The organism is Pseudomonas sp. 8O, from assembly GCF_902506495.1.
Lineage (GTDB): Bacteria > Pseudomonadota > Gammaproteobacteria > Pseudomonadales > Pseudomonadaceae > Aquipseudomonas > Aquipseudomonas chaetocerotis.
Genome location: NZ_LR733265.1, coordinates 511,313 through 524,387, shown reverse-complemented (window position 1 = coordinate 524,387; position 13,075 = coordinate 511,313). Strand labels below are relative to the sequence as shown.

14 protein-coding genes are annotated in these 13,075 nt (G+C 63.7%); 8 read left to right on the top strand and 6 right to left on the bottom strand.

Annotation, left to right across the window (positions count from 1 at the left end):
* Positions 1-52: 52 nt before the first annotated feature.
* From GV002_RS15920 to GV002_RS15905, 4 genes are all read right to left on the bottom strand, one after another.
* Entirely contained in the window at positions 53-199 is a 147-nt protein-coding gene (locus GV002_RS15920; protein WP_004425073.1) for a DUF2474 domain-containing protein, read from the bottom strand.
* Between the two features lie 196 nt (positions 200-395).
* A complete protein-coding gene (cydB, locus tag GV002_RS15915; protein ID WP_160019328.1) occupies positions 396-1,403 on the bottom strand; it encodes a cytochrome d ubiquinol oxidase subunit II in 1,008 nt (335 codons plus the stop codon).
* 2 nt (positions 1,404-1,405) lie between these two features.
* Positions 1,406-2,845: a cytochrome ubiquinol oxidase subunit I gene (locus GV002_RS15910; protein ID WP_160019327.1), complete on the bottom strand. Its 1,440-nt coding sequence runs from the start codon at positions 2,843-2,845 to the stop codon at positions 1,406-1,408.
* Between the two features lie 394 nt (positions 2,846-3,239).
* On the bottom strand, positions 3,240-4,517 hold the full coding sequence (locus tag GV002_RS15905) for an acetyl-CoA C-acetyltransferase (RefSeq protein ID WP_160019326.1): 1,278 nt from the start codon (positions 4,515-4,517) through the stop codon (positions 3,240-3,242).
* Positions 4,518-4,989: 472 nt separating this feature from the next.
* Here GV002_RS15905 and GV002_RS15900 point away from each other — a divergent pair, with 472 nt between their 5' ends.
* Positions 4,990-6,345 (top strand): 3-oxoacyl-ACP reductase, encoded by a 1,356-nt coding sequence (locus GV002_RS15900; protein WP_160019325.1) that lies wholly within the window; start codon positions 4,990-4,992, stop codon positions 6,343-6,345.
* A gap of 127 nt (positions 6,346-6,472) precedes the next feature.
* Here the strand turns inward: GV002_RS15900 and GV002_RS15895 are convergent, their stop codons facing one another.
* On the bottom strand, positions 6,473-7,465 hold the full coding sequence (locus GV002_RS15895; protein WP_160019324.1) for an AraC family transcriptional regulator: 993 nt from the start codon (positions 7,463-7,465) through the stop codon (positions 6,473-6,475).
* A 176-nt stretch (positions 7,466-7,641) separates the two neighbouring features.
* On the opposite strand from GV002_RS15895, the gene GV002_RS15890 reads away from it, so the two are divergent.
* The 7 genes from GV002_RS15890 to GV002_RS15860 all read left to right on the top strand — a co-directional run bounded on the left by GV002_RS15890 (position 7,642) and on the right by GV002_RS15860 (position 11,986).
* Positions 7,642-8,499, top strand: a complete 858-nt coding sequence (locus GV002_RS15890) for a MaoC family dehydratase (RefSeq protein WP_160019323.1) — start codon at positions 7,642-7,644, stop codon at positions 8,497-8,499.
* Positions 8,500-8,697: 198 nt separating this feature from the next.
* Positions 8,698-9,003: a nucleotide pyrophosphohydrolase gene (locus GV002_RS15885; protein ID WP_160019322.1), complete on the top strand. Its 306-nt coding sequence runs from the start codon at positions 8,698-8,700 to the stop codon at positions 9,001-9,003.
* On the top strand, positions 9,000-9,749 hold the full coding sequence (locus tag GV002_RS15880; RefSeq protein WP_160019321.1) for a methyltransferase domain-containing protein: 750 nt from the start codon (positions 9,000-9,002) through the stop codon (positions 9,747-9,749). Before GV002_RS15885 ends, GV002_RS15880 begins: the two co-directional genes overlap by 4 nt.
* Before the next feature lie 86 nt (positions 9,750-9,835).
* Positions 9,836-10,417, top strand: a complete 582-nt coding sequence (locus tag GV002_RS15875) for a DUF4136 domain-containing protein (RefSeq protein ID WP_160019320.1) — start codon at positions 9,836-9,838, stop codon at positions 10,415-10,417.
* Between the two features lie 18 nt (positions 10,418-10,435).
* A complete protein-coding gene (locus GV002_RS15870; protein ID WP_256667155.1) occupies positions 10,436-10,993 on the top strand; it encodes a DUF4136 domain-containing protein in 558 nt (185 codons plus the stop codon).
* Positions 10,994-11,009: 16 nt separating this feature from the next.
* Complete coding sequence (locus GV002_RS15865) at positions 11,010-11,495, top strand: GNAT family N-acetyltransferase (RefSeq protein ID WP_160019318.1); 486 nt, start codon at positions 11,010-11,012, stop codon at positions 11,493-11,495.
* Between the two features lie 41 nt (positions 11,496-11,536).
* Positions 11,537-11,986, top strand: coding sequence for a DMT family transporter (locus GV002_RS15860; protein WP_160019317.1), 450 nt, complete (start codon positions 11,537-11,539; stop codon positions 11,984-11,986).
* A gap of 3 nt (positions 11,987-11,989) precedes the next feature.
* On the opposite strand, the gene GV002_RS15855 is transcribed toward GV002_RS15860, so the two are convergent.
* Positions 11,990-12,925, bottom strand: coding sequence for an SdiA-regulated domain-containing protein (locus GV002_RS15855; protein ID WP_160020179.1), 936 nt, complete (start codon positions 12,923-12,925; stop codon positions 11,990-11,992).
* Positions 12,926-13,075 lie beyond the last annotated feature (150 nt).

Sequence of the window (13,075 nt, the reverse complement as noted above, 5' to 3'; positions counted from 1 at the left end):
ATATATCCACTCGACCCAATCGGCCGAATGGAAGTTGGCTGGATCGCCGGGCTCAGCCCGGCGTCCCCAACCCCGCCGCGCTCATGAACTGGCGCAACAGCCAGGCCACGATACCCAGGGCGGTGACGCTGCAGGCCCAGATCAGCACCAGCCAACCCAGACGCTGCCACAGCGGTTTCTTCTCTTCGGTTTCGGTCATGACCGTCTCCTAAGAACCTGATTCAAAGCCTCGCGAGCTAGAGCCATGCAAGGCGCAACGTTAGTAACAGCCTCCGGCTGGTCAAAGCAGGCGAGGACCGGTCGGAGTCGCGTTCGACTGTACAAGTGGTACATGAGCAGGCCGAGCCTGCTTTTAACGCCGCAGGGCCGACGCGCAGCAGGCTTTGGACAGGTTCTCAGTGGTAGCCATCATCCACCGTCACCTTGCCGCGAAACACGTAATAGCTCCAGGCGGTGTACATGAGGATGAAGGGGATGATGAACAACGCGCCCACCAGCATGAAGCCCTGGCTCTGCGGCGGTGCGGCGGCTTCCCAGATACTGATCGACGGCGGGATCACGTTCGGCCACAGGCTGATGCCCAGACCGCTGTAGCCAAGGAAGATCAGCGCCAGGGTGAGCAGGAACGGCGAGTAGTTGGCGTTGCTGACCACGGCCCGCAGCAGCGCCCAGGTGCACAGCAGCACCAGCACCGGTACCGGCATGAACCAGAACAGGTTGGGCAGGCTGAACCAGCGCTCGGCAATATCCGGGTGGGCAAATGGCGTCCACAGGCTGACGATGCCGGTCACTCCCAGTACCACGAATACCAGCGGACGCCCCAGATCATGCATCTGCTGTTGCAGGCGACCTTCGGTCTTCATGATCAGCCAGGTGCAACCGAGCAACGCGTAGGCGGCGATCAGCGCCAGGCCGCAGAACACCGAGAATGGCGTCAGCCAGTCGAACGCACCGCCGGCGAAGCTGCGATTGACCACCTCGAAACCATCGATATAGGCACCCAGTGCCACGCCCTGAAAGAAGGTGGCAGTCAGCGAGCCGCCAATGAAGGCCTTGTCCCACAGATGGCGCTTGGCGGCCTTGGCCTTGAAGCGAAACTCGAAGGCCACACCACGGAAGATCAGCCCCAGCAACATCAGGATCAGCGGCAGATACAACGCATCCAGCACCACCGAGTAGGCCAGCGGGAAGGCGCCGAACAAGGCCGCACCACCGAGTACCAGCCAGGTCTCGTTGCCGTCCCAGACCGGCGCGACGGTGTTCATCATCACATCGCGCTCGCCCTCGTCACGAACGAAGGGAAAGAGGATGCCGATGCCCAGATCGAAGCCGTCCATCACCACATACATCATCACACCGAAGGCGATGATCACCGCCCAGATCAGCGGAAGGTCGATACCCATGTTCAGCTCCTCTCCGGCAAGGTGTCGGTTTCGCCATCTTCCAGGCCTTCTTCGGCAGCAGACAGCGGACGCGCTGGCGTACGCGGCTGGCCGGGCCCACCCTCGGACGTTTCCTTGCCCTCGTCGATCTTCGGCCCCTTGCGCACCAGGCGCAGCATGTAGCCGATACCCGCACCGAACAGCACGAAATAGACCACCACGAACAGCACCAGGGTGAAACCCAGCTGCGTCGCGCTATGCCCGGACGAAGCATCGGCGGTACGCATCAGACCATGGACGATCCACGGCTGGCGGCCGATCTCTGTGGTGTACCAGCCCGCGAGGATGGCGATGATCCCGCTCGGGCCCATCCACACGGCCAGGTGCAGGAACGGACGGCAGGTATACAGCCGCTCGCCCCGACGCAACCAGGTACCCCAGAGTCCGACGAAGATCATCATCAGGCCCATGGCGACCATGATGCGGAAGGTCCAGAAGACGATAGTGGAATTGGCCCGGTCCTCCGGCGGGAAGTCCTTCAGCGCGGGCACCTGCTTGTCCAGGCTATGAGTGAGGATCAGGCTGCCTAGCGCGGGGATCTCCACCTTGAAGCGGGTTTCCTCGCGCTCCATGTCCGGCCAGCCGAACAGAATCAGCGGCGTCGGCTCGTCGCCGACATTTTCCCAGTGGCCTTCGATGGCAGCGATCTTCGCCGGCTGGTACTTGAGCGTATTGAGGCCGTGCAGGTCGCCGATGAAGGCCTGCACCGGCGCCACCAGCAGGGCCATCCACAGCGCCATCGACAGCATCTTGCGGATTGCCGGGTTGTCACGCCCGCGCAGCAGGTGCCAGGCCGCCGAAGCACCGACGAAGAAAGCGGTGGCGAGGAACGCCGCCGTGGCCATGTGCGCCAGGCGATAGGGGAACGACGGGTTGAACACCACGGCGAACCAATCCACCGGAATTACCCGTCCGTCGATGATCTCGAAGCCCTGCGGCGTATGCATCCAGCTGTTGGAAGCGAGGATCCAGAAGGTCGAGATCAGCGTGCCGATGGCCACCATCACCGTGGAGAAGAAGTGCAGGCCCGGCCCGACGCGATTCCAGCCGAACAACATGACGCCGAGGAAGCCCGCTTCGAGGAAGAACGCGGTGAGCACCTCGTAGGTCAGCAGCGGCCCGGTGACCGCCCCGGCAAAGTCGGAGAAGGCGCTCCAGTTGGTGCCGAACTGATAGGCCATGACCAGGCCGGAGACCACGCCCATGCCGAAGTTGACCGCGAAGATCTTCGACCAGAAGTGGTAAAGGTCGCGGTACAGCGTATTGCCGGTCTTCAACCACAGACCTTCGAGCACCGCCAGGTAGCTGGCCAGACCGATGGTGATGGCCGGAAAGACGATGTGGAAGGAAATGGTGAAGGCAAACTGGATTCGGGCGAGATCAAGCGCCTCTAGGCCGAACATGTCACATCCTCATTCAGGGTTATTTCGGCCCCAGCACGCAAAGCCGATCCATAGACTCCAGGTCTTGGAGTCAAACGAGCTGAAATTGTTCTTATGGAAGTGGTATGCAGCCGAGAAGCTGCTGAGTAAAGCGCGAAAAGGCGTATTGATCTGGATCAATGCGCACTAAAAGACTAGCCGCTAAAGGCCCAACTGGCGCTGTGGTGATTTGCCGCGCGACAGGCCACCGCAGCGTTCACCGAAACAGCACGCTGCGAGCGCTTGTCGCGGCTGAAGCCCCTCCCACAGCCAGGCGGCGCGCAAAAAAAGAGCGGCCACGCATCACACGGGCCGCTCGAATCACGGAGTTGCTTACATCGAATGATCGCGATGACTTGCGACCACCCGTATTGGATTACCGCTCGAGGATTGCGGTCACACCCTGACCACCGGCCGCGCAGATGGAAATCAGGCCGCGCCCCTCGCCGGCCACCGCCAGCAGCTTGGCCAGGTTGGCGACAATGCGTCCGCCAGTGGCTGCGAATGGGTGGCCGGCAGCCAGCGAGCTGCCCTTGACGTTCATCTTGCTGCGGTCGATGGAGCCCAGCGCGGCGTCCAGGCCCAGGCGCTCCTTGCAGTACTCGGCATCCTCCCAGGCCTTGAGCGTACACAGCACCTGGGCGGCGAAGGCCTCGTGGATCTCGTAGTAGTCAAAATCCTGCAGGGTCAGGCCATTGCGCGCCAGCAGACGCGGTACCGCGTACACCGGCGCCATCAGCAGGCCCTCTTTGCCCTGGACGAAATCCACTGCCGCCGCCTCGCCATCGCGCAGATAGGCCAGCACCGGCAGACCACGGGCCTTGGCCCATTCCTCGCTGGCCAGCAGCACCAGCGAGGCGCCATCGGTCAGCGGCGTGGAGTTGGCCGGGGTCAGCGTGCCACGCGGACCACGTTCGAAGCAGGGCTTGAGGGTCGCAAGCTTCTCCGCGCTGATGTCCGGGCGCAGGTTCTGGTCGCGGGTCAGGCCGAGAAACGGCGTCATCAGGTCATCGTGCCAACCTTCGGCGTAGGACGCCGCGAGCTTCTGGTGACTGGCCAGTGCCAGCTGATCCTGCTCGTCACGCGGGATGGCCCAGCGCTGCGCCATCAACTCGCAGTGCTCGCCCATCGACAATCCGGTACGCGGCTCGCCGTTGCGCGGAATGTGCGGTGCCAAGTGGCGCGGGCGAATCTTCAGCAGACTCTTGATCTTGTCACCGGTGCTCTTGCCGCGGTTGGCCTCCAGCAGAATCTGCCGCAGCCCCTCGTTGACGCCGATGGGTGCGTCGGAGGTGGTGTCAACGCCGCCGGCGATGCCGCAGTCGATCTGCCCGAGGGCGATCTTGTTGGCCACCAGAATCGCTGCTTCCAGACCAGTACCGCAGGCCTGCTGCAGGTCGTAGGCCGGGGTCTCCGGCGCCAGGCGCGAGCCCAACACGCACTCACGGGTCAGGTTGAAGTCCCGCGAGTGCTTGAGTACGGCACCGGCCACTACCTCGCCGAGGCGCTCACCATGCAGATTGAAGCGCTCCACCAGCCCTTCGAGGGCGCTGGTCAGCATCTCCTGATTGCTTGCCCTGGCGTAGACGGTGTTGGAACGGGCGAACGGGATACGGTTGCCGCCTACGATGGCGACCCGGCGCAACTGGGTCATGGGGACTCCTTGCTGGTCGAGAAATCGAAGAAACCTGTGGCGAACTATTGCCCGTCCGCCAGTTCCCAGAAACATGAGACGTAGAATCTGTTCACGATCTCGCGAGCTAGAGCCATACAAGGCGCTACGTCAGTAACAGCCTCCGGCTGGTCAAAACAGGCGAGGAGCGCTCGGAGTCGCGCTCGACTTTACGAGCTGTAAATGAGCAGTACTCGCTTTGCTCGCCCTCCGGGCCGCGCTTAAGCGCGTTAGCCGCAAGCGGCTTGCCGAGGCTGTTTTTAACGCAGTAGGGCCGACGCGCAGCAGATCGTGAATAGGTTCTGACACTGTAGCCTTGTGTCTGCACAGGCTAAACCTCAAACAGGTGCGAACATTGGCCGCCTTGCCGGCATGTGAGGCAACAGAGTCAATTGCGCTTTGCCAACTGCCGCGTACAGTGACACGACTTTCGATTCGCCCGCAGGAGCCCTTCATGTCCGATCGTTACCTCGCTTTCGCCAACTCCTCCACCGGCCGCCGCCTGGTTGGCGCCCTCGGCCTGCCGGCGCCTGTGCGCCTGGAACGCTGGATGGCTGGCCGCGTGCGACCGGTGGACGGCGCCCTGCTGCTCGGTGGTGAAGGCGAACTGCTCCAGGCCGTGGTGCCCTTCGCCAACAAGCTCACCGATCAATTGTTCTCAGCTCGCGACGGCCAGCTCGATCTGCCCCGCTGGACCGCCGAGCACGGCCCCAAACTCAAGGCACTGGTATTCGACGCCAGCCACCTGACCCGTTTCGAGCAACTGATCGAGCTGCGCGACTTCTTCCAGCCCACCTTCAAGGGGTTGGCCAATAGCCCTCGAGTGGTGGTGCTGGGGCGTGCACCCGAATCACTCAAAGACCCGGTCGCCGCCAGCGTGCAGCGTTCACTGGAAGGTTTTACCCGCTCGCTGGGCAAGGAAATCCGTCGCGGTGGCAACGTGCAATTGCTCTATATCGGCAAGGGTGGCGAGCAGCAACTGGAAGGCGCGCTGCGCTTCTTCCTCTCGCCCAAGAGTGCCTACGTCTCCGGTCAGGTGCTGCATCTCGGCGCCTGCGGCGAACAGGTCAAGGACTGGACACGCCCATTGGCTGGCAAGAAGGCGCTGGTCACTGGCGCCTCACGCGGCATCGGTGCCGCCATCGCAGAAGTGCTCGCCCGTGACGGCGCCGAGGTCGTGCTGCTCGATGTGCCACAGGCTGCCGATGCGCTGCAGGCGCTGGCGGCACGCCTGGGCGGGGGCGCGGTGACTCTGGATATCTGCGCCGACGATGCGCCGCAGCGCCTGGTAGAGGCGTTGCCCGACGGCCTCGACATCGTCGTGCACAACGCCGGCATCACCCGCGACAAGACCCTGGCGAAGATGAGCGACGCGTTCTGGAACTCGGTAATCGACGTCAACCTCAAGGCGCCGCAGGTGCTGACCCAGGCGCTGCTGGACGCCGACAAACTGCATGACAACGGCCGCGTGGTGCTGATTGCCTCGATCAGCGGCATCGCCGGCAACATGGGCCAGACCAACTACGCGGTGAGCAAGGCTGGCGTGATCGGCCTGGCTCAGGCCTGGGCACCGGCCCTGGCGAAGAAAGGCATCAGCATCAACGCGGTGGCCCCCGGTTTCATCGAAACCCAGATGACCGCCGCCATTCCGCTGGGTATCCGCGAAGCCGGCCGGCGCATGAACTCCATGAGCCAGGGCGGCCTGCCGCAGGACGTCGCCGAAGCCGTGGCCTGGTTCGCCCAGCCGGGCTCGGGCGCGGTGAGCGCGCAGGTACTGCGCGTGTGCGGGCAGAGCCTGCTCGGTGCCTGAGACCGTTGGGCTGGTGGGCTGAAGCGGATCGCCGCCCGGCCCACACCACGGTTACAGTCGAGTGACTATCTGTGAGAGGCGCTTCAGCGGCGACGGTCGCGGCTAAAGCCCCTCCCACAGGATGGCATCAACCTTTGCCGCGCTTGCGAAACTCCACCGGTGTTTCCCCGACCCAGCGTTTGAACGCGCGGTAGAAGGTGCTCGGCTCGGAGAAGCCGGTACGCTCGACTATCACTTCGATGCGCTCGTCAGTCTTCAGCAGCAGCTCCTTGGCCAGGCGGCAGCGGTAATCGGTGATCAGATCGTTGAAGCGCACCCCAGCCATGGCCAGGCGCTCGCGCAGGCGCCGGGCCGGCATGTTCAAGCGCGCCGCTACCTGCTCCAGGGTGGCGCCACCATCGACCAACAACTCGGCGATCAGCTCTCGCACCTGGCGCACCAGGTCCAGCCTCTCCACTTCCGCCAATTGCCGCCGCGCCAGCGACTCGTGCATGCGCAGCAATTCCGGCGCGGCGTGGCGCGAGGCCTTGTCCAGCACCGCGGCGTCGAACAGCAATGCGCAGTCCTCGGCGCCGAGGCGCACCGGGCAACCATAAACCGCCAGGTAGCGCTCTGCAGGTGCACCCTCGAGATGCATGAAACGCACTTCACGCGGGCGAAAATCGTTTTCGGTCAAGGCAGTGAACAGACGGATCACCGCTCCCGCCAACATCTCCGGAAAATGGCGCGGCGTATCGGCTTGCAGGCCCAGCGTCAGCACGGCCATATCGCCGTCAACATGCAAACGCGCGTTGAGGGTGTCGGAGAGCAGGCGTACGTAGCGCAGCGCATGGCGCAGGCCCGCGCCAAAGGTTTCGCTGGAGAGAAAAAGGTATTCCAGAAGCAGGCCATGGAAGGCGGGCAAGTGCTGGGCCAAGTACAGGCCAACGTGCTCCTCGCCGCACTCTTCGCTGGCGGCCTTCCAGAACGCTGCCTGGGCCGCATGGGGAAAACGGCCAGCCGGCAGCCCGCCAGGAGGCAGGCCAACACGCACCAGCACACGGTCAGGATCGGTTCCGCTGGCGCGCAGGGCATCGATTACCGGGCGCATCAACGCCACATCGTCGGTCAGATCACGCATGATTCCTGCTGTTCTTTTTATTCGTGAGCGGCGCCATCTTAGGGGCAGCGAGCTGCCACGCGCAAACCGCGCAACAGACGGATTGGCTAGCCTGCGCACGCTGCGGGCAGAACAGCCAATGTCAGCGTGGGTCTGAGAGCTAAGCTGCAGTCATTCATTCGCCAAGGAGTTCGCCAATGGCCATCGACTGGCTCGATCTCGATGCACCACCGGCCCTGCCTGGTCTGTTCCTGCGCGCAGCCCTGCGCCGCAAGGTGACTGGCCGCCAACTGCCCAACATCGGTCTGCGCTGCCGCGTGGAGGTGGACCCGAAGCACCTGGCGCGCTATCGCCAGGTCTGTGCCATCGCAGACAGCCCATACCTGCCACCTGTCTATCCGCACGTGCTCGCTTTCGGCCTGCAGATGAAGTTGCTCACCGACCGCTGCTTTCCCTTCCCGCTCCTGGGCCTTGTGCATCTGCAGAATCGTATCCGCGTGTTGCGTCCGCTGGGTGGGCTGGGGCCGTTCCAGATCAGCGTGCAGGTCGCCGATTTGCAACCCCACGACAAGGGCGCCACCTTCAGCCTGATCACCCGACTGGAAGACCAACTCGGCCTGCTCTGGGAAGGTGATAGCCGCATCCTCTGCCGCGCCCTGCGCCTCGAAGGGCAAGCGCAGCCAGGTGCCGAACAGCAGACGCTGGAGCTGTCGCCACTGGCCGATTGGGCCGCACCCGCCGACACTGGCCGGCGCTATGCGCGCGTAGCCGGCGACTACAACCCGATCCACCTGTTCGCCGTGACGGCACGCCTGTTCGGCTTCCCTCGCGCAATCGCCCATGGCCTGTGGAACAAGGCGCGCAGCCTCTCAGCCCTGCACGCGCACCTGCCGCAGACCGGCTACGAGGTGGAGGTACGCTTCCAGAAACCCGTGCTGCTGCCCACCCACGTTGCCCTGCAGGCCAGCGAGTCTGCCGCCAGCGGCCAGTTCCGCCTGATCGGCGAGGGCGACATAGCGCATATGGCAGGGAGTTGGCAGCCGCTGGAGGCCTGATTTGCACAGTCTACCCCCTCTCCCATTCATGGTAGAGGGCTGGGGAGAGGGTGGTTCAGGCGGCACCGTTGTTATCGGACAGCCCTATCACCCGGCCCCTCTCCCGCAAGCGGGAGAGGGGAGACAATCCGAAGTAAAGCGCAGCTTGCAGCCCGGGTCGTTCGAGCCGAAGCTATGCGGCTCGAACGGAGCCGCACCATGAACCTCGCCGAACTCACCGCCCGCATGCACGCCATTCGCGATCACAACGACTGGCGTCGTTACCAAAGCCCGAAGAACCTGGTCATGGCCGCTAGCGTGGAGATGGCCGAGCTGGTGGAAATCTTCCAGTGGCTGAGCGAGGAGCAGTCCCGCCAGTTGCCTCCCGATCAGCTCGTCCATGCCGGCCAGGAGGTGGCCGACGTACTGCTCTATCTCCTGCAACTGTGCAGTGAGCTGGGCCTCGACATGAACCAGGCGGTGCTCGACAAGCTCGCCGACAACGAACGGCGCTTCCTCAAATGAGCGACCGCCACTTCGACGAGCTCGCCACCCGCTTCGCCGAGAAGATCTACGGCGGCGCCAAGGGTGCCATTCGCCTCGCCGTGCTGCAGGCCGACCTGGCCGAGGCGCTGCCGGATCGCCCGCTGCGGGTGCTGGACGTCGGCGCCGGCCTGGGTCACATGAGTCTGTGGCTGGCCCAGCGTGGTCACCAGGTCACCCTGGCCGAACCCGCCGAACCCATGCTCGAAGGTGCACGCCAGCGCTTCGCCGAAGCCGGACAGAACGCCACGTTCATTCAAGCGCCCTGGCAGGAACTGCTCGGCCAGCTGCAAGAGCCCTTCGATCTGGTGCTATGTCACGCCGTTCTGGAGTGGCTGTCCGAACCAGCGGCCATCCTGCCGGTGTTGCACCAGCTGACTGCAAGCAATGGCTGGCTGTCGCTGGCCTTCTATAACAAGGACGCGCTGATCTACCGCAACCTGCTCAAGGGTCATTTTCGCAAGCTGCGCAAGGAGCACTTCGCCGGTGAGAAACAGAGCCTGACACCACAACAACCGGTAGACCCACGCGAACTGGCCACGCAACTCGTCGCCCACTGGCAGGTCGAAAGCCGCAGCGGCGTGCGCGTGTTCCACGATTACATGCCGCAGCAATTCCAGGCCAAGGCCGAGCTGATCGACTTGCTGGAAATGGAACTGGCGCACCGCCGCCACCCCAGCTTCGAGGGGCTCGGCCGCTACCTGCACTGGATCTGCCGACCACGCTGAAACCGTGGTGCACGCGTTGGACGAAGCCGACAGTCCGGCGTAGCCTGAAGCCATCGGGGATGTCGCGCGCGACTACGGAGACGACCATGCGCACCGCCATAGCCATACTCATCCTGCCGCTGCTGGCCGCCTGCCAGAGCCAGAACCCTTACCAGGCCGAATCGCTGCCGATGCCGCCGGCACCGCCTGGCGCAGCCACGACCTTCGACCGCAGCGCCTATCCAGCAGCACCACGCGACTACGGCCGCTACCGCAGCTGGAGCTGGCTGGATGGCCGTGCCCCTGGTGGTGATCAGCTGGCCGACAGCGTCAGCGCCGGTCTCGACCAGTACGGCCTGCGCCCGGCACTCAACGGTCCTGGCGACGTGCTGGTCAACGCCCGTATCAGCCAGGAAACCCGCCTGCGCCAGTATCAGGACAACGTCGGAGGCTACTATGGCACCGGCAGCCACTGGGACCGCCACTACGGCGCCTACGGTAGCGTACCCATCGTGCGTACTTACGAGCAGAAAGTGGCGGTGGTACGCATCGAACTGATCGACCCAAGCGACCGCCAGGTGGTCTGGTCCGGTAGCGGCGAAGCCGTGGCCGGCAAGGACCAGGCGGCGCGGGCCGATGCCATGCGTGCGGCGATCCGCAGCGCGATGGACGGCTATCCCCCCTATTGATCGACCACCCCGGAGAGCATCATGCGTAACCTGTCCTACCTGATCGTGGCCCTGCTGCTGAGTGGCTGCGCCAGCGTCAGCCTGGAGCGCGACTTCGACACCAGCCGTGACTTCAGCGCCTACCGCAGCTGGAGCTGGATGGATGAGAAACTCACTTATCAGCCCAACGACGTTCGCCTGAAGAGCGATATCACCGAGGCACGCATCAGCCAGGCCGTCGCCGAACAGCTCGACCAGCGCGGCCTGCGCCAGGTGGCCGATGGCCAGGGTGACCTGAAAGTCCAGAGCGTGCTGATCGTCGACGAGCGCCAGGATCAGATCACCACCCAGTACGGTGGTGGCTGGGGTGGTTATTGGGGGGGCTACTGGGGCGGCCCTGCCTTCACCGAAACGCGCCGCGTGGACTACAAGGTCGCGACCCTGCAGATCGACCTGTACGACGCCAAAGACGGAAAACTGGTGTGGCGCGGCAGCGGTGAGCAGGTGATGCGTAGCCAACCGCCGAGCCCGGCCGAACGCGAGCGAGCGATCCGCGAAACCGTCACCCAGGTGCTCTCACAATATCCACCGCGCTGAACAAGGACCACCCTGCTTGAATGCAAATCTGCAACACCGCCCGGCCACGGCCACCGACCTCGGCGACGTGGTCGGCTTTCCGCAGAACGTCGATGAACTGTTCTTCTGCTACCCCAAGGCCATCTGGCCGCTGAACGTCGGCCAGCTCGCTGCCGCCATCGCCGAGCGGCGCGAAAGCACGGTGGTGGTACTGGATGGAAAAGTCGCCGGTTTTGCCAATTTCTACCAATGGCAGCACGGCGAGTTCTGCGCACTGGGCAACCTGATGGTGGCGCCCTGGGCGCGCAGCCAGGGCGTGGCTCAGCACTTGGTGGAGGTGATGGAACAGACCGCCCGCGAGCGCTACAAGGCACCGCTGATGAAGGTGTCCTGCTTCAACGCCAACGCTGGCGGCCTGCTGCTTTACACCCGACTCGGCTACCAGACCGTCGGCATCGTCGAACGCCGCGCCCCGGACGGCAGTCGTGTGGCCCTGGTGCAACTGGAAAAAGCCCTGCAGTAGCGCCCTATCCTTTCACCCTATTGCTCGCTCTGGAGTTACCCATGAATCAGATCAGCGGCTGGCTGCTGGCCCTGCCCTTCATCGCCGGTGCTGTGCTGCCTCTGCAGGCCGGCATCAACGGCCAACTCGCCCGCCAGCTGTCCAGCGTCTTCGCCGCAGCGCTGATCTCCTTCGCCGTCGGCAGCCTGGCGCTGCTGCTGATGACACTGAGCCAGCGCGAGATGCCTGGCTTCGGCGCACTCAAGGAATTGACCTGGTGGCACTGGAGTGGCGGCCTGCTCGGCGCCTTCTTCATCGCCACGGCGGCCTTCGCCGGGCCACGGGTTGGGGCACTGCTGTTCATGGTGCTGGTGATCGCCGGGCAATTGGCCATGGCCATTACCCTCGATCACTTCGGCTGGGCAGGTTTTCGTGAAGCGCCCATCACCTTTGGCAAGGTGGCGGGCTTGCTGCTGATCGTTGCCGGCATCTGGCTGATCCGCCGGGGGTGAACCTCATTGGCGTTGCAGCCGGTAGAAAAGATTGGGTTCGCTGGCCAGGTAAAGATTTCCCTGTGCATCGAAGGTGACGCCTTCGGCCTGCGGCACACTGTCACGCAAGCCTGCGAAGCCCCGAAGCAGGGAACGGAAGCTGATCAGTTGCCCATCTTTGCCCAGCTCGATAAGCAAGCGCGATTCATCGCTCAGCAACACCAGATGGCCGGTGCGCTCATCGAAATGTATGGACGACAGATCGCTCGCGAATATCCGGTGGTCTATCCAGTCCTGACGATCGATCACTTCAAGGCCGAACTCGCCCTGCAGGCTGCGTTTGAGGCCGCGAATCTCGTAAAGCTTGCGCGGTGAGTGTTCCTTGACGGCGAACAGACGGTCGCCAGCCCGGTCATAGCCGAGCCCTTCAAAGCCCTGGTTGCCACCCAGATCGATGCCGAGGGTCAGCGCACGATAATCGGCACGCTGCAGGGTCCCTTCACGGAGCGGAACAGGTACCGCGACCAATGCTTGCTTGCGTTCCTCGGCCAGAAGCAGTACGTCATCACCGAGGTAAGTCACCCCCTCGACATCTTGAAAGCCATGCAGCGGATAGCGGCCCAGGACCTCGCCATCGAGGCTCAGCCTCAACAGTTGCTCCGGGTTGTTGAGCACGGCCCAGATCTGATGGCGGTCGTCGTCGTAGCTGAGACCAGAGAAATTATCGGCAACGCCAACGACCGGTTTGGCATCGATCTCGACCCGATACTCCGGTAGCCACAGACTACGGTGAGCCCAGTCATCCTGATGCCAGGAAGTCGTGATCCAGAAATAGAGACGGTCGTCCAGGTGCATCGCTTTCATCTGATAGGCAGCCAGCACGGCCCCCAACAGCAACGCCCATTTCCATGGGCTCAGAACAGGAAGCTTTCCAAGCATCCCCTTGGCAGCGGACATCATCGCGTAGCGCTCGCATGAAGGTGGATGGGTGCAGTGTGCGGCGGATTTGTTGCAGTCGTTCGAGACAACGAAGCCTGGGCTCTGACTGCCTGCAGAGCGGCGGGTTCGCTGCAGGCAGGCGGCAAAGGTAACAAGGTGTTGAGGACTGAA

What these genes read in the sequence shown, in the direction of transcription:
- GV002_RS15890 (WP_160019323.1), top strand. Translation starts at nt 7,642, where the DNA reads ATGGCCATCGACTGGCTCGATCTCGATGCACCACCGGCCCTGCCTGGT.
- GV002_RS15885 (WP_160019322.1), top strand. Translation starts at nt 8,698, where the DNA reads ATGAACCTCGCCGAACTCACCGCCCGCATGCACGCCATTCGCGATCAC.
- GV002_RS15875 (WP_160019320.1), top strand. Translation starts at nt 9,836, where the DNA reads ATGCGCACCGCCATAGCCATACTCATCCTGCCGCTGCTGGCCGCCTGC.
- GV002_RS15880 (WP_160019321.1), top strand. Translation starts at nt 9,000, where the DNA reads ATGAGCGACCGCCACTTCGACGAGCTCGCCACCCGCTTCGCCGAGAAG.
- GV002_RS15895 (WP_160019324.1), bottom strand. Translation starts at nt 7,465, where the DNA reads ATGCGTGATCTGACCGACGATGTGGCGTTGATGCGCCCGGTAATCGAT.
- GV002_RS15910 (WP_160019327.1), bottom strand. Translation starts at nt 2,845, where the DNA reads ATGTTCGGCCTAGAGGCGCTTGATCTCGCCCGAATCCAGTTTGCCTTC.
- GV002_RS15920 (WP_004425073.1), bottom strand. Translation starts at nt 199, where the DNA reads ATGACCGAAACCGAAGAGAAGAAACCGCTGTGGCAGCGTCTGGGTTGG.
- cydB (WP_160019328.1), bottom strand. Translation starts at nt 1,403, where the DNA reads ATGGGTATCGACCTTCCGCTGATCTGGGCGGTGATCATCGCCTTCGGT.
- GV002_RS15860 (WP_160019317.1), top strand. Translation starts at nt 11,537, where the DNA reads ATGAATCAGATCAGCGGCTGGCTGCTGGCCCTGCCCTTCATCGCCGGT.
- GV002_RS15855 (WP_160020179.1), bottom strand. Translation starts at nt 12,925, where the DNA reads ATGATGTCCGCTGCCAAGGGGATGCTTGGAAAGCTTCCTGTTCTGAGC.
- GV002_RS15905 (WP_160019326.1), bottom strand. Translation starts at nt 4,517, where the DNA reads ATGACCCAGTTGCGCCGGGTCGCCATCGTAGGCGGCAACCGTATCCCG.
- GV002_RS15900 (WP_160019325.1), top strand. Translation starts at nt 4,990, where the DNA reads ATGTCCGATCGTTACCTCGCTTTCGCCAACTCCTCCACCGGCCGCCGC.